The organism is Gaiella sp. (assembly GCF_035710885.1).
Lineage (GTDB): Bacteria > Actinomycetota > Thermoleophilia > Gaiellales > Gaiellaceae > Gaiella.
On sequence record NZ_DASTCS010000046.1, the window covers coordinates 19,593 to 37,860 of the forward strand.

Genomic DNA, 18,268 nt, shown 5'->3' on the forward strand with positions numbered 1-18,268 from the left:
GTGCGCCCACAGCCGTCGCACCGTGCCGGCGCACGCCTCTGCTCGACATAGCTCCGCTCGTCCATCCTCCCTGAGGCCCACAGTACGGCGTATCCCGCGCACGCGCCAGCCCGCAACTCCCTTGTGCCAGGGGTTGCGAAGCCCCCCCGATGTGTGGGAACCTCGTACCGAGCGCTTCGCACGGCTTCCCCACCGCCGCCCCGGCCCGTGACGACCGTCGACATCGAGTCCCTGCTCGCCCAGGACGAGCTCCGGGCGCTGCTCGAGACGTGCGAGCAGGCCGGTTCCATCCGTGCGCCGGACGTGAACGAGATCGTCGAGACGCACGAGCTGACAGGGCTCGAGCAGGAAGCGCTGGTCCGCGAGCTCGACAAGCGCGGGATCGAGATCGTGGAGTCGCCTCCCGTCGAACGTGCGCCCGTCGCCCCGACACCCGTCGAGTCCACGACCGACGCGCTGCAGCTGTTCCTCCGCGAGGCCGGCCGCCACCGGCTCCTGACCGCCGCCCAGGAGGTCGCTCTCGCCAAGCGGATCGAGCGGGGCGATGCTCTCGCGAAGTCGGAGATGATCCAGGCGAACCTGCGGCTCGTCGTCTCGATCGCGAAGAACTACCGCAACCAGGGGCTGCCGTTCCTCGACCTCATCCAGGAGGGCACGCTGGGCCTGATCCGCGCCGTGGAGAAGTTCGACTGGCGCCGCGGCTTCAAGTTCTCCACCTACGCGACCTGGTGGATCAGGCAGGCGGTGGCCCGCGCGCTGGCCGACAAGGCGCGGACGATCCGGATGCCCGTGCACATCGTCGAGCGGATGCAGAAGATCAACAGGGCCGAGCGATCGCTCTGGACGCAGCTGGGTCGGGAGCCGACGCTGGACGAGATCGCGGAGGAGGCGTCGCTGACGCCGCAGCAGGTGCTGGAGGTGCGCGCCGCGGCCCGTGCCTCGACCAGCCTCGACGCGCCGGTCGGAGACGAGGACGACGCCGTCATCGGCGACTTCGTCGCCGGCGACGAGCCCCTGCCCGAGGACGCCGTGGACGTTCAGCTTCGCCGCCAGACGCTGCGGAACGCACTTCTCTCGCTGCCCGAGCGCGAGCGCGAGGTCGTGACGCTGCGCTACGGGATCGACGGGAACGAGCCACGAACGCTGGAGGAGATCGGCCGCCGGCTGGGGCTGACCCGCGAGCGCGTCAGGCAGATCGAGCTGGACTCGCTGCGGCGGCTCTCCCTGCTGCGGGAGATGCAGGCCGTCCAGGGCTGAGGCGTCTCCCGGGGGCGGTCGGGTCAGGCGCGGAGGTAGAGCTCGAGGCCCGGCGCGGCGTGCCGCAGCTCACGGAGCGCGCGCGTCTCGAGCTGGCGGACGCGCTCGCGGGTGATGCCGAGCTCGACCCCCACCTGCTCGAGCGTGCGGCCCCCGGACCCGTCCAGGCCGTAGCGGAGGGAGAGCACGCGCTGGAGCCGGGGCTTCAGCTGGGCGAGAGCCCGCGCGAGCTCCGTGGAACGCAGGCTGAGCGCGGTCGCCGCCTCGGGGCCGACGGCGTTCGGGTCCTCGATCAGGTCGCTCATCACGCTCTCCCCGTCCCCCACGGGCGTCTCGAGGCTGACGTGATCCTGAACGAGGTCGAGGAGCTCCTGGACTCTGATCGGCGTCAGGTCGGTCTCCGCAGCGATCTCGTCGAACGTCGGGTCGCGGCTCAACTGCTGGCCGAGGGCGCGGCGGGCACGCTGGACCCGGCGCACCTGATCGGCGATGTGGACGGGGAGCCTGATCGTCCGGCTCTGCTCCGCCAGGGCGCGCTGGACTGCCTGCCGGATCCACCAGGTCGCGTAGGTCGACAGCTTGAACCCCATCGTCCAGTCGAACTTGTCGACCGCGCGCATCAGGCCGAGGTTCCCCTCCTGGATGAGATCGAGCAGCGGGACGTCCGCCCGCGTGTAGTTGCGCGTGATCGACATGACGAGGCGCAGGTTCGACTCGACGAGCCGTCGCCTCGCCACCTCGTCCCCCTCGTCCTTGCGCCGCGCGAGCTCACGCTCCTCGACCGGCGTCAGCAGCCGGCCGTCCCCGATCGCCCGGACGTAGAGCTTCAGCGGGTCCTGGACGGGCTCACCCGTCTCGACCTCGTCCGGCGCCTCGTGGGCAGGGTCGAACAACGGCTCCGCAGCGTTCTCCACGGAAGTCATATCGGCTACTCCACTCCCCCCCTTGAGGTACACGTCGAGGCTACCGGTGCATTTCGGCCGCAAACCCGTCCGTTCGGCTGACTGGCGCGTCCGAAGGGCTGGACCTGACCGCAAGGACTTGCGGGCCGGAATCCGAACACCTCCCTCACGGTTTTCCGACTACGGTGAGAAGACGGCGTCCGGCGTCACCGTCTAGGAGACAGACATGTGCGGCATCGCGGGTTACAGCTTCGGCAACGCGTCACGCGTCAACCGGACGCTGGCCGCACAGGCCCTGCTCGCCGGTATCGCCGAGCGCGGCGCCGACGCGGTCGGCTACGCACACCGCGCCGACGGCCCGCTCGAGGTGCGCAAGCAGCAGACGGGTGCGAGCGCCCTGCTCGACGCCGTGGTCGTCCCCCAGAGCGCCCGCCAGGTCCTCGTCCACGTCCGCGACTACACGAAGGGCCACCCGACGATCGCCGCGAACAACCATCCCGTCCGCCACGGCAGCGTGACCGGGATCCACAACGGGATCATCGCCAACGACGACGAGCTCTTCCGCCGTCACGATCTCGTGCGGGACGAGCCCGAGATGACCGTGGACTCCGAGGTGATCTTCGCGCTCGTCGAGCACCGCGGAAGCTCCCCGGAGGTCCTCGAGGAGCTCGTCGGGACGATCGCCGCCGCGTGGATCGACGAGCGGCAGCCAGAGGCCCTTCACGTGGCCCGCGGCGTCGGCCGCCCCCTGTGGATGGCCCGCGGGAGGCACGAGGTCCTGTTCGCGTCCACCCGTGCGGCCCTCGAGGTCGTGGAGCGTGCGCTCCGAACGACGTTCCGCAAGACCGAGGTCGACGAAGGGCGGCTCCTGACGCTGGTCGACGGCGCGCTGGTGGACGAGCATCGCTGGGCGCCGGATCGGAGCTACCGGGAGGAGCGCGAGCTGCCGGCGGTGCGTGCGCCGCACGAGGGCCGCTTCTGCCTGGAGCGCCTCGCCGCGCTCATCGCTCCGGCCTGAGGTCGGCCGGCAGCGTCCCGTCCGGACCGACGCGGACACCCTCCTCGCGCAGGCGCTCGCGGACGAGGAACTGGAACGCAGACCACGCACCGGGTTGCACGTCGACCATCCGGTAGACCTGCCACTCCGACAGCAGCGTCGCGTCGCGCGCCCGTGCGTCCTTCCACTCGGCCATCTTGGGCAGGTGGCCGAGCTCGCGGGCGAGGACTGCGCCGTCGGCGATCGCCCGCTCGAGGCGCTCCTCTCCGACCGGGACGTCGAACCCGGCCTCCTTCAGCGCCGCCGCGAGGGACCCGAACGTGTGCCAGATGAGCGACTTCGACGCCATGCGGCCCCGATGCTCCTCGATGTCGCGAACGGTGGGCGGCCGCCCGAGCTCCTCCCCCAGCTCGCGAAGCTGGGCGACGAGCTCCTCACGGCTGATGAACCGCCTCGGTCGGAGCCCGGCCGCGCGCTTCGCGGCGTTCCAGGTGCCGAAGTGCTCGATCACGGTCTGCGGGTGAACCGAGGCCTCCGCATCGGCCGCGAACTCGCGCATCGTCGGCGAACGGCCCAGGCGCGCCGCAGACGCCCGCAGCTCTTCGAGGATCTCCTCGTCGGTGTACCGCCGGCGCAGCCCCGCGCGGAACTCGGCGAGCGCGTGCTCGTCGATGCTCTCGAGCGCCGGGTGACGTCGGCGTTGCCGGGCCATGCAACCATGCTAGAGCATTTTCGATTTATTGCAAAGATGGTAGAGCGAGAGGTTCGTCTAGGCTCGGCGCCGTGGGTGCACGGCTCGCGCTCGAGAAGTCTGCCGCCCGGCTCGTCGGGCGGCTCTCGCGCGCCGCCGGTCGCGGTGGCGGGACGACGCTCCCCGGGAAGCTCGTCTGGAAGCTCGACCCCGCGGCGCTCGACGCGCTCGCCGCGGGTCTCTCCCAGGGCGTCGTGCTCGTCTCGGCGACGAACGGCAAGACGACGACGACGGCGATGGCGAGCTCCATCCTCTCCCCCACGCACCGGCTCGCCTGGAACCACTCGGGGGCGAACCTCGCGTCGGGAGTCGCCTCGACGCTCCTCGCCGCCCGCGAGGCCGACCTGGGCCTGCTCGAGGTTGACGAGTTCGTGCTCCCCGAGGTGATGCGGCGGACGAGGCCGCGTGTCGTGTGCCTCGGCAACCTGTTCCGCGACCAGCTCGACCGCTACGGCGAGCTCGAGCACATCGCCGAGCGCTGGCGGAGCGCCGTCGCCGACCTGGACCGCGGGACGACGCTCGTGGCGAACGCCGACGACCCGCTCGTCGCCTCGCTCGCGGAGGGTCGCGAGGGAGCAGTCCTGTTCGGCGTCGACGACCCGCGACTTGCGCGCTCCGGGCTCCAGCACGCATCGGACTCGAAGTACTGCGTGCGCTGCGGCCGGCCCTATCGGTACGACTCCGCCTACGTCGGGCATCTCGGCGCGTACCGCTGCGAATCCTGTGGCCACGCCCGACCGCCGTTCGACGTCGCCGCCCGGGAGATCAGGCCCGAGGGGCTGGAAGGCGTCTCCTTCACCCTTTGGACGACGCAGGGAGAGACGACCGTGCGGCTCGCCGTCCCCGGTCTCTACAACGTCTACAACGCGCTCGCCGCCGCCTCGGTGGCGCTTGCCCTCGGAATGCAGCTCGAGGCCGTGGCCGAGGGCCTCGGGCGCTTTCGGGCGGCCTTCGGGCGATTCGAGCGGTTCAGGGTGGACGACCGCGGCGTCCTCCTGCTGCTCGTGAAGAACCCGGCCGGAGCGAACGAGGCGCTGCGCACGCTCGAGGACGGCGGTGTCCCACCGACGCTCGTCCTCGCCCTCAACGACCGGATCGCGGACGGCCGGGACGTCTCCTGGATCTGGGACGTCGACTTCGAGCCGGTGCTCGAGCGTGTCGAGCGCATCGTCGCGAGCGGCGAGCGCGCCGCCGAGCTCGCCCTGCGGTTCACCTACGCCGGGTTCCCGCCCGACCGCCTCGAGCTCGTCCCCGACCTCGAGACGGCCCTCGACCGGGGTCTCGAGCTCACACCGGCGGGCGGGGAGCTCGTGATCCTCCCGACGTACACGGCGATGCTCGAGCTGCGCGCGATCGCTACGGGACGGGGTCTGACCCGCCCCTACTGGGAGAGCGACGGTCAGCCGTGATCGTCCGCGTCGGCCATCTCTATCCCGAGTACCTCAACATCTACGCGGACCGCGGCAACATCGCCGTCCTCGAGCGCCGTGCGGCGGCACGCGGCCACGAGCTGAGTGTCGAGCCCCTCAGTGTCGGGGCGAAGCCACGCCTCGGGTCGTACGACCTCCTCTACGTGGGCGGCGGCCAGGATCGCGAGCAGGCGATGATCACGCCGGACCTCTCCGCGCGCGGTGACGCGATCCGGGAGGTCGTGGAAGACGGTGTCGCGCTCCTCGCGGTCTGCGGCGGCTATCAGCTCCTCGGCCGCGGGTATCGCGGGCGGGACGGGTCACGGCTCGAGGGCGTGGGGCTCTTCCCACACGAGACGGTGGCTGGGGACACGCGCATGATCGGAGACGTGCTGCTCGAGAGCACGCTCGCCGAGGCAGCGGGCCGGACGATCGCCGGCTTCGAGAACCATGCGGGCCGCACGCGCCTCGACGAGGGCGCGGCGCCGCTCGGACGCGTCGTCGCCGGGTACGGGAACGACGGCACCTCGGGGTTCGAGGGCTGCCGGGTCGGCCGCGCTCTCGGGACGTACCTCCATGGGCCGCTCCTGCCGCGCAACCCCTGGCTCGCCGACCTGCTCCTCTCGTGGGCCCTGGCGCACGCGACGGGCGGCGAGCCCCAGGAACTCGCGCCGCTCGCCGACGAGCTCGAGCTCCAGGCGCATGCGGTCGCCGCCGCCCGCGCCCGTTCGCGCGGCGGCCGTCCCGCCTGAGCATCACTCCGCCCAGCGGGCGCCGAGGTAGACGCAGGGATCGCCCGGCCGGAAGCGGCTCAGAAAGCGCGCGATCGGGGGGTGCAGCACGAGCCCGTCGAGCTCGTCCGGCGGGAACAGGCGATGCCCGCGCACGGCCTCGTCGCTCGAGACAACGCCCTCGAGCGACCCGTCCAGCTCGCCTGCGAAGACGACGTGCACCACGTGCTTCGACCACAGGCTCCGCTCCGGCGAGATCGACTCGACGATCGCGATCGGGCCCTCGACCGGGAGCTCGTCGTGCTCTCCGACCAGACCCGTCTCCTCCGCGAGCTCGCGCTGCAGCGCCTCGACCAGCGTCTCCCCGCTGCGAACACCTCCACCGGGCAGGAGCCAGTGCTCACGCCCTCGCTTCTCGTGCCGGATGAGCAGGATCGCCTCGTGCCAGCGCAGGAGCGCGGAAACCCGGATGCGTGGCTCGGGACGCATCGTCAGCCCGACGAGCCGAGCCCTCCGACCCCGCGCTCGCTCGGCGGCAGCTCCGTCACCTCGACGAGCTCGATCGGCGGGAGCTCGACCACGACGAGCTGGGCGATCCGCATACCGGGCTCCACGAGGAAGGGCTCGTCCCGGTCAGTGTTGTGGAGGATCACCTTGATCTCCCCGCGGTAACCCTCGTCGATCAGACCGGGCGCATTGACCTTGCCGAGGCCGTGGCGGGCGGCGAGGCCGGAGCGCGGCACGACGAGGCCCGCATGCCCCGGCGGGATCGCCACTGCGATGCCGGTTCCGACGACCGCCCGCGCCCCCGGCGCGAGCTCGACGCGCTCGCAGGCGGCGAGATCGAACCCCGCGTCGCCGGCGTAGGCTCGCGTGGGGACGAGCGCATCCGGGCGCAACCGCTTCACCGCGAGCGCCGTGCCCGTCGCCCCCACTACCCCGTCTCCGATTCGGCCCCTACGACGAGATAGGGCGCGAACCGGCGCACGTCGCGGTGGGGAAGCCGCGCCCGCACGATGACCCCTTCGTCCGTGTCCTTCCGCTCGTCGATCGGCGCTCCCAGCGCGTACAGGTCGGAGAGCACCCGGCCCTCGTCGTACGGCACGAGGAGGCGCACCTCGTCGAACCGGTCCGAGAAGACCTCGGCCACCCTGGCCTTCAGCTCGTCCAGCCCTTCCCCGGTCGCGGCCGACACGGGCACCGCGTCGGGGAGCCGGTTTGCGAGCCGTCGCCTGCCGGAGCCGTCGAGCCGGTCGATCTTGTTCGCGACGCGCAGGACCGGGATCTCCCCCGCCCCGATCTCCGAGAGGACCGTCTCGACGGCCTCGATCTGCTCGGACATCAGGTCATCGGGCAGAGAGGCGTCGATGACGTGGAGCACGACATCGGCGAGGAGCGTCTCCTCGAGCGTCGAGGCGAATCCCTCGACGAGCTGGGTGGGCAGCCGTCGGATGAACCCCACCGTGTCGGTCACGAGGTAGCGCTTGCCCCCGTGCTCGAAGCTCCGCGTGGTCGGATCGAGGGTCTCGAACAACCGGTTCTCGACGGGTACCTCGGCCCCCGTGAGGGCGTTCAGGATCGTCGACTTGCCGACGTTCGTATAGCCGGCGAGCGCGACGGTCGGCGTCTCGGAGCGTGCGCGCGCCTTCCGCCGCGTCGCCCGGTGCGTGCGGAGCTCGCGCAGGCGCCGCCGGAGCAGCGTGATCCGCCGGTTCGCCAGCCGACGGTCGGTCTCGAGCTGCGACTCGCCGGGGCCGCGCGTCCCGACCCCGCCGCCGAGGCGCTCCAGGTGCTTCCACATCCCCCGCATGCGCGGCAGGTTGTACTCGAGCTGCGCGAGCTCGACCTGGAGCTTCCCCTCGGCCGAGACCGCGTGCTGGGCGAAGATGTCGAGGATCAGCTGGGTGCGGTCGACGACCCGGGCCGCGAGCGCGTCCTCGAGCGCGCGCTGCTGGACCGGGTCGAGCTCGTCGTCGACGACGAGCACCTCGGCGCGGTGGCTGCCGTACGACTCCTTCAGCTCCTCGAGCTTGCCCTTGCCCACGTAGCGGCGAGGATCCGCGTGCATCCTGCGCTGGACGATCTCGGCGACGGGCGCCACGCCCGCCGTGCGGGCCAGCTCGCGCAGCTCCGCGAGCTCCGAGTCGATGTCCGCGCCCTTCGGCATCACCGCGAGGAGCAGCCCACGCTCGGGCTCCGGGCCGTCCCGGAGCTCGGATCCGCCCGACGTCATCAGCGGAAGTATGCCCCCGCTCGGAGGGCGGTAGGCTCGCCGACGTGAGTGACCTCGCAGAGCGGCTCGCGCGGAGGACGCTCGAGCTCGTCGACATCCCCTCCGAGAGCCTTCACGAGCGCGCGATCCGCGAGCGGCTCCGCTCGCTCGTCCCCATCCCGTTCGAGCCGGTCTACGAGGGCGACGAGGCATACCTGTGGGCGCGCGAGCGGCGACCGGGTACGCCGTTGCTCGTGCTCGCCGGGCACTACGACACCGTTCCGGCCCAGGGGAACGTCCCCGGGCGCCTCGACGCCGGTGCCGTGCACGGCTGTGGCGCGAGCGACATGAAGGGCGGTGTCGCGGTCGCCCTCGAGCTCGTCCGCGACCTGGGCGAGCGGGCCCCGGGACCCGTCGACCTGGCGTTGCTCCTGTTCGGGCGCGAGGAGCTGCCCCCGGAGCACAACCCGCTTCCGGCGCTCTTCGACGCGTGCCCTCTCCTCCAGGAGGCCGACCTCGCAGTGTTGCTCGAGCCGACGGATCTCGAGATCCAGGCCGGATGCGTGGGGAACCTCTCCGCCCGCGTGACGTTCCACGGAGTCAGCGGGCACTCCGCGCGCCCGTGGCTGGCCGACAACGCGCTCCACCGCGCGATCGAAGGGCTCGCACGGGTAGCTACGCACGAGCGGCGCGAGGCGATCCTGGACGGGCTGCCCTTCTACGAGGTCGCCTCGGTGACGCGGTTGGAGGGCGGGCTGGCGGACAACGTGGTGCCCGACCGTGCGATCGCCACCGTGAACGTCCGCTACCCGCCCGATCGCGCGCCGGCCGAGGCGGAGGACTTCGTGCGCTCGCTCGTGCCGACCGATGCAACCGTCGAGATCCTCGGCAACTCGCCTCCCGGGGCGGTGGTCGCGGACGCACCGCTCGTGGAGGCGCTCCGCGCGCAGGGAGGCTTCCCGGTCGCGCCCAAGCAGGCGTGGACCAACGTCGCCGACTTCACCTCGCGCGGGATCCCGGCCGTGAACTTCGGCCCGGGAGCGACGCGGTATGCCCACGCGAAGGACGAGCTCGTCGAGATCGCGGCGTTGGAGCGCGCATACCTGGCGTTGCGTGCGGTCGCGCTCGGCGACGCGCGGTAGCCCGCACCGAGCTGGTCGGGCGCGTGTACTAACGTCCGCCCGTGCCTCTTTCCCCGGTCCTCCGCACGACGGCGACCTACCCGTTCGTGCGGCTCAACCAGGCCGCCGCCGAGCGACGCGCCCAGGGCCTCGCGGTGATCGACCTCGGCATGGGAGACCCGCGCGAGCCGACCGATCCCGCGATCATCCAGGCGCTGCGCGACGGCGTCCGCGAGCGGATGGGCTACCCCGCCGCGAGCGGCCTGCCTGAGCTGCGTGAAGCGATCGCCTCCTGGGTCGAACGGCGCTTCGACGTGACGCTCGACCCCGACATTCACGTCATCCCGACCCTCGGCTCCAAGGAGGCGATCTTCTCGTTCGCCCAGGTCGTGCTCGACGTCCCCGGCGGGCGCGACACCGTCGTCGTCACCGAGCCCGGCTACCCCGTCCCGGGCCGTGGGGCCGCATTCGCCGGCGCCCGTGTCGTCGAGCTACCGCTCCGCGAAGAGCACGGCTTCCTGCCCGCCCTCGACGCGGTCTCCGACGAGGACTGGAGCCGTACCGCACTGCTCTGGCTGAACTCCCCCAACAACCCGACAGGCGCCGTCGCGCCGCTGCGGTTCCTCGAGCGGCTCGCGGAGCTCGCGCGGCAGCACGGGTTCGTGCTCGCCTCGGACGAGGCGTACACGGAGCTCTGGTTCGACCAGCCGCCGCCCTCGGCGCTCCAGCTCTCCGATCGGACGGACGTTCTGGCGTTCAACACGCTGTCGAAGCGGTCGTCGATGACCGGCTACAGGAGCGGGTTCGTCGCGGGCGATCCCGAGCTGGTCGCGGCGCTCCGCCGGTATCGGCCCAACGTGGGCACCGCGCCCCAGGAGTTCGTCCAGCGGGCCTCGGTCGTCGCGTGGGGCGACGAGGAGCACGTCGTTCGCGCCCGGGAGACCTATCGCCGCAAGCGAGAGATCCTGCTCGACGTGCTCCGGCGCAAGGGCCTGCGTGACGCGGGCGGGCCGGCGACGATGTACCTCTGGATCGCGACTCCGGCGGGCGAGTGCTCCGAGGAGCACGCGGCGAGACTGCTCGAGAGCGGCGTGCTCGTCACGCCCGGTTCGTACCTCGGGCCGTCCGGCGAGGGCTACGTGCGCTACGCGCTCGTGCCCACCGAGGGCGAATGCGCCCGTGCCGCGGCGATCCTGGAGGATGTCCTCTGATGGCGCTCCGGGAGACGATCGAGGCCATGTGGGAGAGCGGCGAGCTCGACGCCGCGCCGATCGAGGAGGCCATCGACCTGCTCGACCGGGGCGAGCTCCGTGTCGCCGAGCCCGGCCCCGACGGTTGGGTCGTGAACGAGTGGGCGAAGAAGGCGATCCTCCTCTACTTCCGGCTCCGCAAGGTCGAGCCGATGGAGGTCGGAGGCCTCCGTTACCTCGACAAGATCCCCGTCAAGCACGTCGACCCGGCGGCCGGGGTGCGGGTGGTGCCGCCGGGTGTCGCGCGGCGCGGATCGTTCCTGTCGGAGGGCGTCGTGCTGATGCCGGGCTACGTGAACATCGGCGCGTGGGTGGGCCCGCGGACGATGGTCGACACGTGGGCGACGGTCGGCTCCTGCGCCCAGATCGGGGCCGACGTCCACCTCGCGGGAGGCGTCGGGATCGGCGGCGTCCTGGAGCCGCCGCAGGCGGCACCCGTGATCGTCGAGGACGGGGCGTTCCTCGGCTCGCGCTGCATCGTCACCGAGGGTGTCCGGATCGGCGAGGGCGCCGTTCTCTCGGCCAACGTGTCCCTGACCGCGTCGGTGCCGATCATCGACGTGACGGGACCGGAGCCCGTCGAGTACCGCGGTGAGGTGCCGCCTCGCGCAGTGGTCGTGCCCGGGACGAGGCCGCGCACGTTCCCTGCCGGGACGTACCAGCTGGCGTGTGCGCTCGTGATCGGCTGGCGGGAGCCCTCGCACGATCTCCGGCTCAGCCTCAACGACGTGCTGCGCGAGTTCGAGCTTGCGGTGTGACGCACGGCGGCGGCGGTCGTGCCCGGCCGGCGCGGATGCTCAGAGGGCCGTCGTGCCTGCGCAGACCTCCTCGACGGGTCCCTCCACCACCGCACGACGGCCCTCGAGCGAGACGACCAGCTCGCCCCCGGGCATCGCCACGCGCACCGGCGTGTCGCTCCAGCCACGGGCCGTCGCGACCGCCGCCACGGCAACCGCGGACGATCCCGACGCGGCCGTCTCCCCCGCGCCGCGCTCCCACACCAGCACCGACACGACGTCGCCCGGCTCGGGCCTGGCAAGCTGAACGTTCGTCCGGCCCGGAAAGCGCGGGTGTGCCTCGATCGCGGGCCCGAGACGCAGGAGCTCGTCGCGGGAGAGCTCGTGCCGCAGGACGACGGCGTGTGGGTTCCCGACGTCGACCGGGATGATCGTCAGCCGTTCTCCTGCGATCTCGAGCTCCTCGTCGGCCCCCACCGTGACGACCCCCAGGTCCTGACGGACGATGCCGCCGCGAGCGCCCGGCGAAGCGCGGACGAGCCGCTCGTCGGTTGCGATCTCGACCTCCGGAGCGTCGGTTTCTCGCAGGAGCCAGGCTGCCGCGATCCGCGTGCCGTTGCCAGAGAGCTCGGCGGTGGAGCCATCGGGATTCCAGATCCGGATCGACGCCCGTGCTCCCTCGCGGCGGCGCACCTCGAGCACGCCGTCGCTGCCGATGCCCGTGCCCGTGTCGCAGAGCCGGCGCACGCGCTCCGGCGTGAGGTCACCCGCGTCCGGCTGCTCGAGCAGAAGGTAGGCGTTACCGAGCGCATGCCACTTCTCGAAGCGCATCGTGCCGTGAGGCTAGTACACGCCTCGACGGGCGCCCCGCTCATCGGCCGGCCGGCGTCAGCGGCGGACGTGCGCGAGGATCCCGTCGGCGATCTCGCCCGGATCCCGTTCACCGTCGAACCGGGTCAGGTCCGGGATCCGCCTCATCCACTTGCGCTGGTACGCGGCGTAGCGTCTGGTGCGGACGACGATCCGGTCGAGCGCATCAGCCGGCGCGAGCTCGGCAATCTCTGCCAGGCCGAGGGTCTTCCCGGCTGTCCGTGACAGGGGCTGCGAGAGCGCTGCCCTGACCTCGTCGACGACACCGCGTGCGAACATCGACTCGGTCCGTGCGCGGATCCGGCGCTCGAGGACGTCGTCGCGCACGTCGAGCCCGGCGACGAACGTTGGTCGTCTCGTGGAGCCGTCCCAGAGCCGGTCGCGGCTCGCGACGAGCGAGCTGCCGGACTCCGCCAGCTCGAGGGAGCGGATGAGGCGCTTGCGGTCGTTGGGGTGCACCGATTCCGCCGCACGTGGATCGAGCCCTGCGAGCCGACGATGCGCCGATGCGCGGTCGACGTCGACCTCCTGCTCGATGCGCTCCCGCACAGTCGGATCGGGTCTGGGAGGCACGCCCAGATCGACGAGCGCGGCTCTCAGGTAGAGGCCGGTCCCGCCCGACACGACCGCGGCCCCGCGATCGACGACGAGCCGATCGATCTCCGCGTGGGCGAGTGTGGCGAAGACGCCCACGCTCATCTCGTCGGCCAGAGAGCGGATGGCGACGAGCCTCGTCCGCGACGACGGCTGGTTCGTCAGGATCGGCAGGCCGCGGTAGACCTGCATCGCGTCGGCCGAGACGACCTCCGTGCCGAGCCGATCCGCGAGGGCCTCCGCCACGGCGCTCTTCCCGGACGCGGTCGGCCCGAACACGGCGATCACCTCGACGCCGAGTGCCCCGGCGGCCGCGCGCGCGTGTCCTGCCCTCTCCGGGCGGTGTCCCGCGCGTGGCTCCCAGTCGGGGCTGGAGCTGGCCGTTTCGGACATGTCGGATGCGGTCCCCATTCGGGCCACCGACCTCCTCCCCACGCTTCGAGCCTAACGCGAGAGCGGCGACGCGTCTGTCACGTCTCCGCGCCGGGTGTGTGTGGATCCGTCCACATCCAGCGTGGAAGGCCCTCAGGCCGCCACCAGCGACCGCTCACGGCCCTTCAGCGTGGTCGACGTTGCGCTCTCGATCACGACGGGAACGAGGCTGCCCGGCTCGGCCGGGCCGTGGAAGTTGACCATGGTGTTCCGGCGCGTGCGGCCGCGAAGCAGCATTGGATCGGTTCGGCTCGGGCCTTCGACGAGCACCTCCTCGACGCGCCCGACCCGTGCCGCATTCCTCGCGGCGCCGACGCGCTGGACGACCTCGACGAGCCGCTCCATCCGGTCGCGCTTGACGTCGCCGTCGATCTGGTCCGGCATCTCCGCTGCTTCCGTGCCGGCGCGCGGCGAGTAGACGAACGTGAACGCGCTGTCGAAGCCGACCGCTTCCACGACCTCGAGCGTCTCGCTGAAGTCGTCCTCGGTCTCGCCCGGGAAGCCGACGATCAGGTCGGTGCCGAGCGCGAGATCGGGGATCGCCTCGCGCAGCGTGCCCACCAGCCGCAGGTAGCGCTCGCGCGAATACGTGCGGCGCATTGCCTTGAGCACGCGTGACGAGCCGGACTGCAGCGGTAGGTGGATGTGCTCGCAGACCGCGTCGCACTCCGCGATCGCCGAGATGACGGGCTCACGAAAGTCCTTCGGGTGAGGGCTCGTGAAGCGGATCCGCTCGATTCCCTCCACTGCGTCGCAGGCCCGCAGGAGCTCGCCGAACTCGGTCACGAGCTCCGGCGCGAGGTCCCGCCCCCACGAGTTCACGTTCTGACCCAGCAGCGTGAGCTCCCTGACCCCATCCCGGGCGAGCGCCTCCACCTCGGCGACGATCTCGCCGGGTCGGCGACTCTGCTCGCGTCCGCGGACGGCGGGGACGATGCAGTACGCGCATTTCGAGTTGCAGCCCATCGACACCTGCACCCAGGCGCTGAAGCGCCTCTCGCGGTGCATGGGCAGTGTTGCCGCGAACGTCTCGTGGGTTCCGAACCTGCCGCGGGGGACGGCGTATCCGCCTGCCGTGATCCACTCCCCCAGGTGTGGGATCGATCCGGGCCCGAAGGCGACGTCGACGAAGGGATAGCGCTCGAAGATCCGCTCTCGCTGCGCCTCCGCGTAGCAGCCGCCGACGGCGACCACGAGATCCGGCCGGCGGCGCTTGCGCGCGGCCGCGTCGCCGAGGTGGGCGGCGAGCCTCGTGTCCGGCTTCTCACGGATGGTGCAGGTGTTGAAGACGAGGACGTCCGCCTCGTCCTGTTCCGGCGCCTCCCCGAGCCCGAGCGACTCGAGCATGCCCTTGATGCGCTCCGAGTCGTGAGCATTCATCTGGCAGCCGAACGTGGTGACGTGGTAACGGCGCACGGCCAACCGATGGTACCCGTGCCTCCGCGACGCTCAGACGAGCGCGCGCAGCACCTCCGCCTCACCCTCGTCCGCACCGAGGTACGCGCCGCGGATCACCGCCCAGGCCCTCATCCGCGCCTCGTCCAGGCCGGCGGCGGCGAACGCCGCGAGCCGGCGTTCCGTGACGTCCAGCCGCATCCGGTACGAGAGCGGGTTCCAGAGAAACGACGCGACGTCGTACTCGGGCTCGCCGAGCATGGGCTTCGGGTCGATCGCGACGAAGCGCGAGCCCGCGGCAAGGATGTTGTGGTGGTGGAAATCGCCGTGCACGAGCGTCGCGCGACCGATGTCCAGGCGGTCGTAGAGCGATCTCGCGATCGGCAGGAGACCCCGGCCCGCGCCGGTCTCGGCGTTGTCGAGCCAGCGTGGCACATGGTCCCCGATCCAGCGGAACGGGTCCGCCGCCGGCCGCCAGAGGCGAAGGCCGACGTCCACGGCGATCGCCGTGGCTTGGTCTTCGGGCAGCTCGGCGAGGTCGGTTCCGGGGTCGGCGCGCTCGATCACGAGGGCCCGCCGACCGGCGTCGCGTCGCATCAGCCCGGCAGCACCGTCGCCGGCCCACAGCGCGAGCGCGTCGCCTTCCTCGTCGGACTCGTCGTCGTCCCCCGGCGTCACCTTCAGAATTGTGCCCTTGCCGGCAGGCGCAACGTACGAGTAGCGGGCGCGGGCGAACGGCGGCCCGAGCTCGAGGCCCCATTCGGCGGCCACCTCCCGCGCCGTGCTCGCGAGCGGCCGAAGGTCGATCGGTGCCAACGGTCGGCGGCCTACCCTGTGGCCCAGTGCGGCAGCTCATGACGCCCGTCCCGGGCGGCCCAGGCGTCGCGCTGGTCGACAACCCGCCCCTCGGCGTCGGAGTGGAGCAGTGACGTGCCCGCGATCGTCTCCTCGACCCCGTCGCGCGTCGTGATCACCGCCCACCAGTCGACCGCCGCCCGGTCGCCCGCGACGACGGGGGGCCGAACCGGCACACCGCGCTCAGCTGCTCGGCGAACGCCCACGCCGCGTAGTCGCGCGGCTCCTGGTGCCCGCGGAACGGATGGGAGAAGAAGCTCGCGCCCTCCGCGTACAAGGCGGCCACCGCATCGCGCCGGAGGGCCAGACACGCGACCAGCCGGCCACCCATGCCCGCGCTGCGGCCGTCGCGTCCATCGTCACGTGTCGACGTCGCCCGGGCGTGCCCCGCTCACTTCGCCACCTCGATCGCCCGGGACTCGCGGATCACGATCACCTTCACCTGGCCGGGGTACTCGAGCTGATCCTCGATCTCGCGGGCGATCTCGTACGAGAGGAGCGCCGTGCCGTCGTCGTCGACCTCGGTGGGCTCCACGATCACCCGGATCTCACGGCCGGCCTGGAGCGCGTACGCCTTCGCGACCCCGGGCTTCGAGGACGCGATCTCCTCGAGCGCGGACAGGCGCTTGATGTAGTGCTCGAGGCTCTCGCCGCGCGCACCGGGGCGCGACGCCGAGACCGCGTCGGCGGCGATCAGGAGCACGGCCTCAACGGTCTGGGGCTGCACCTCGTAGTGGTGTGCCTCGATCGCGTGCACCACGCCCTCCGACTCGCCGTGGCGCCTGGCGAGCTGCGCGGAGACCAGCGCGTGCGAGCCGTCGACCTCGTGGGTCATCGCCTTGCCCAGGTCGTGGAGCAGTGCCGCGCGCTTCGCCGTCTTCACGCCCGCGCCGAGCTCGGCGGCCATCAGCCCCGCCAGGTGGACGACCTCGAGCGTGTGCTTGAGGACGTTCTGCCCGTAGCTCGTGCGGTAGCGGAGCCGGCCGAGGATCGTGACGAGCTCCTCGCTCAACTCGCCGCAGTTCGCCTCGTAGACCGCCTGGCGACCCGCCTGGTGGACCTGCTCGTCCAGCTCCGCCTTCGACTGGTAGTACATCTCCTCGATCCGGGCCGGGTGGATGCGGCCGTCCTCGATCAGCTTCTCGAGGGTCAGCTTGGCGATCTCGCGGCGGATCCCGTCGAACGACGAGAGCACGACCGCGTGGGGGGTGTCGTCGACGATCACGTCGACGCCCGTCAGGTGCTCGAGCGCGCGAATGTTGCGGCCCTCACGGCCGATGATGCGCCCCTTCATGTCGTCGCTGGCGAGCTCGACCACCGTCACGGTGGTCTCGGCGGTGTGGCTCGCCGCGACGCGCTGGAGGGCGTCCGCGACGAGGGCCCGCGCCCGGCGCCGGGCCTCTCCGCGCGACTCCTCCTCCATCTGGCGGACCGACCGCGCCAGCTCGTGCCGGACCAGGTCCTGAGAACGCTCGAGCACCGCCTTCTTCGCCTCGCCGAGGGTCATCCCCGAGATCCGCTCCAGCTCCTTCAACGAGTCGTCGCGAGACGCCTTCAGCTCCTCCTGGAGCTGCTTGAGGTGCACCTCGCGATCACCGATGCCCTGCTCCCGCCGGGTGACCTCGACGACCTTCTGGTCGATCTCGGCCTCCCGCTGGGCGATCCGCTCCTCGACCTTCGCGATCTCGACCCGGCGGTCGCGGATCTCGCTCTCGACGTCCGCCCGCACGCGGACCGCTGCCTCGCGTGCCTCGACGTGGGCCTCGCGGCGGATGGTCTCGGCCTCCCGCTCGGCGTCGGAGACGATCCGCCGCCTCTCTTCGTCGCTCCGGCGCACCGACGACGCGCTCGAGGCGCGGAGCCAGACCGCGGTGGCGATTCCACCCAACCCGAGCCCGACCAGCAGTGCGATCACCGTGAGCATCTCCACTCCTCCAGGAGGCTGAGTTGTCCGCGGCGACGCCGCGGCTGCTCACATCCGGCACTCCCCCGCTCCCGCGGGGTCCCGGCTCGCTGCTTGCGTGGCTCTAGGCCGGCGCGTCCTCCGGCGGGCACGCGGGACGTGCCTGCTGGTACGAGAGGTCGGTGGTCGACACGAGGGTCACGGTTTCAACGGGTTCGGAACTACGCGATTGCAGGGAATTACCGGACGAAGCATGGTCATCGTACCGCTCGGCTCTCGACATCCGCAACGAGCGGCTCGAGGGTGTCCTCCGTGAAGCCCCTCGATGCGAGGTAACGCACCGTTCGCAGCGACAGCCCGCGGCTCGCCACGATCCGGGCGGCGCGGGCCGGCTCCGCCTCCACCGCGGCGAGTCGCTCGCGTGCTACGGCCTCGTCCACGCCGTGGCGGACGAGGTCGTCCAGCACGAACAGGTCGCCCGCACCCCGCTCCGCGAGCAACCGCGCCCGCGCGTCCGCGAACCTCGCGTCGTCGACGAGGCCCGCCCGCTCGGCCCGGTCGAGGACCTCGTGGCGATCGCTCCCCGCGACGCCGGCGCGCTCGAGCCGTGCCTCGAGCGACGAGCGGGAGTGGTCGCGACGCGAGAGCGCTCGCAGGGCGATCTCCTGCGCCCGATGACGGCGGAGGACGCGGCCGAGCGTCCGCGCCAGCGCCCTGTCGAGCTCGAGGCCCACCACGAGACCCACTTCGGCTGCGGCAGCGACCGGGATCGTCCGCCACGGGCGTCCGTCGAGCTGCACCGCGACGCGCCCCCTCTCGGCCCGGAGTGCGGTGATCCGTGGCACTGCGGCC

The 18,268-nt window shown here is 71.9% G+C and carries 19 protein-coding genes; 7 read left to right on the forward strand and 12 right to left on the reverse strand.

Annotated elements, in window-relative coordinates; all coding sequences use genetic code 11:
• Window positions 1-207: 207 nt before the first annotated feature.
• Window positions 208-1,257: a sigma-70 family RNA polymerase sigma factor gene (locus VFO26_RS10385; RefSeq protein ID WP_325114902.1), complete on the forward strand. Its 1,050-nt coding sequence runs from the start codon at window positions 208-210 to the stop codon at window positions 1,255-1,257.
• 23 nt (window positions 1,258-1,280) lie between these two features.
• On the opposite strand, the gene VFO26_RS10390 is transcribed toward VFO26_RS10385, so the two are convergent.
• Entirely contained in the window at window positions 1,281-2,171 is an 891-nt protein-coding gene (locus VFO26_RS10390; RefSeq protein ID WP_325114903.1) for a sigma-70 family RNA polymerase sigma factor, read from the reverse strand.
• A 214-nt stretch (window positions 2,172-2,385) separates the two neighbouring features.
• On the opposite strand from VFO26_RS10390, the gene VFO26_RS10395 reads away from it, so the two are divergent.
• The gene (locus VFO26_RS10395; protein WP_325114904.1) at window positions 2,386-3,177 is read left to right on the forward strand and encodes a hypothetical protein; all 792 of its coding nucleotides are present in this window, start codon (window positions 2,386-2,388) and stop codon (window positions 3,175-3,177) included.
• On the opposite strand, the gene VFO26_RS10400 is transcribed toward VFO26_RS10395, so the two are convergent.
• The gene (locus tag VFO26_RS10400; protein ID WP_325114905.1) at window positions 3,161-3,868 is read right to left on the reverse strand and encodes a homing endonuclease associated repeat-containing protein; all 708 of its coding nucleotides are present in this window, start codon (window positions 3,866-3,868) and stop codon (window positions 3,161-3,163) included. The genes VFO26_RS10395 and VFO26_RS10400 overlap by 17 nt on opposite strands.
• A 71-nt stretch (window positions 3,869-3,939) precedes the next feature.
• Between VFO26_RS10400 and VFO26_RS10405 the strand changes: the two genes are divergently transcribed.
• Window positions 3,940-5,316, forward strand: coding sequence for a MurT ligase domain-containing protein (locus VFO26_RS10405; RefSeq protein ID WP_325114906.1), 1,377 nt, complete (start codon window positions 3,940-3,942; stop codon window positions 5,314-5,316).
• Window positions 5,313-6,068, forward strand: a complete 756-nt coding sequence (locus VFO26_RS10410; RefSeq protein WP_325114907.1) for a hypothetical protein — start codon at window positions 5,313-5,315, stop codon at window positions 6,066-6,068. Before VFO26_RS10405 ends, VFO26_RS10410 begins: the two co-directional genes overlap by 4 nt.
• A 3-nt stretch (window positions 6,069-6,071) precedes the next feature.
• Here VFO26_RS10410 and VFO26_RS10415 read toward each other — a convergent pair whose 3' ends face one another.
• The 3 genes from VFO26_RS10415 to hflX are packed head-to-tail and all read right to left on the reverse strand — an operon-like array spanning window position 6,072 to window position 8,280.
• The gene (locus VFO26_RS10415) at window positions 6,072-6,536 is read right to left on the reverse strand and encodes an NUDIX hydrolase (RefSeq protein WP_325114908.1); all 465 of its coding nucleotides are present in this window, start codon (window positions 6,534-6,536) and stop codon (window positions 6,072-6,074) included.
• 2 nt (window positions 6,537-6,538) lie between these two features.
• Complete coding sequence (gene dut / locus VFO26_RS10420; protein ID WP_325114909.1) at window positions 6,539-6,982, reverse strand: dUTP diphosphatase; 444 nt, start codon at window positions 6,980-6,982, stop codon at window positions 6,539-6,541.
• Window positions 6,982-8,280, reverse strand: coding sequence for a GTPase HflX (gene hflX / locus VFO26_RS10425; protein WP_325114910.1), 1,299 nt, complete (start codon window positions 8,278-8,280; stop codon window positions 6,982-6,984). Before hflX ends, dut begins: the two co-directional genes overlap by 1 nt.
• A 44-nt stretch (window positions 8,281-8,324) precedes the next feature.
• On the opposite strand from hflX, the gene dapE reads away from it, so the two are divergent.
• Genes dapE through VFO26_RS10440 form a run of 3 tightly spaced genes read left to right on the forward strand, consistent with a single transcriptional unit; the run spans window position 8,325 to window position 11,388 of the window.
• Window positions 8,325-9,401, forward strand: coding sequence for a succinyl-diaminopimelate desuccinylase (dapE, locus tag VFO26_RS10430; protein WP_325114911.1), 1,077 nt, complete (start codon window positions 8,325-8,327; stop codon window positions 9,399-9,401).
• Between the two features lie 41 nt (window positions 9,402-9,442).
• Window positions 9,443-10,591: a pyridoxal phosphate-dependent aminotransferase gene (locus VFO26_RS10435; RefSeq protein WP_325114912.1), complete on the forward strand. Its 1,149-nt coding sequence runs from the start codon at window positions 9,443-9,445 to the stop codon at window positions 10,589-10,591.
• Complete coding sequence (locus tag VFO26_RS10440) at window positions 10,588-11,388, forward strand: 2,3,4,5-tetrahydropyridine-2,6-dicarboxylate N-succinyltransferase (protein ID WP_414653084.1); 801 nt, start codon at window positions 10,588-10,590, stop codon at window positions 11,386-11,388. The genes VFO26_RS10435 and VFO26_RS10440 overlap by 4 nt, the downstream gene beginning before the upstream one ends.
• 39 nt (window positions 11,389-11,427) lie before the next feature.
• Here the strand turns inward: VFO26_RS10440 and dapF are convergent, their stop codons facing one another.
• The 7 genes from dapF to VFO26_RS10475 all read right to left on the reverse strand — a co-directional run bounded on the left by dapF (window position 11,428) and on the right by VFO26_RS10475 (window position 18,261).
• Window positions 11,428-12,198, reverse strand: a complete 771-nt coding sequence (dapF, locus tag VFO26_RS10445) for a diaminopimelate epimerase (RefSeq protein ID WP_325114914.1) — start codon at window positions 12,196-12,198, stop codon at window positions 11,428-11,430.
• Window positions 12,199-12,255: 57 nt separating this feature from the next.
• Window positions 12,256-13,224, reverse strand: coding sequence for a tRNA (adenosine(37)-N6)-dimethylallyltransferase MiaA (locus VFO26_RS10450; RefSeq protein ID WP_325114915.1), 969 nt, complete (start codon window positions 13,222-13,224; stop codon window positions 12,256-12,258).
• A 132-nt stretch (window positions 13,225-13,356) separates the two neighbouring features.
• Window positions 13,357-14,679, reverse strand: a complete 1,323-nt coding sequence (gene miaB, locus VFO26_RS10455) for a tRNA (N6-isopentenyl adenosine(37)-C2)-methylthiotransferase MiaB (RefSeq protein ID WP_325114916.1) — start codon at window positions 14,677-14,679, stop codon at window positions 13,357-13,359.
• Between the two features lie 33 nt (window positions 14,680-14,712).
• Entirely contained in the window at window positions 14,713-15,474 is a 762-nt protein-coding gene (locus tag VFO26_RS10460) for an aminoglycoside phosphotransferase family protein (protein ID WP_325114917.1), read from the reverse strand.
• Between the two features lie 11 nt (window positions 15,475-15,485).
• Window positions 15,486-15,689 (reverse strand): hypothetical protein, encoded by a 204-nt coding sequence (locus VFO26_RS10465; RefSeq protein ID WP_325114918.1) that lies wholly within the window; start codon window positions 15,687-15,689, stop codon window positions 15,486-15,488.
• 215 nt (window positions 15,690-15,904) lie between these two features.
• Window positions 15,905-17,437: a ribonuclease Y gene (gene rny, locus VFO26_RS10470; protein ID WP_325114919.1), complete on the reverse strand. Its 1,533-nt coding sequence runs from the start codon at window positions 17,435-17,437 to the stop codon at window positions 15,905-15,907.
• 236 nt (window positions 17,438-17,673) lie between these two features.
• Window positions 17,674-18,261 (reverse strand): regulatory protein RecX, encoded by a 588-nt coding sequence (locus VFO26_RS10475; RefSeq protein ID WP_325114920.1) that lies wholly within the window; start codon window positions 18,259-18,261, stop codon window positions 17,674-17,676.
• Window positions 18,262-18,268 lie beyond the last annotated feature (7 nt).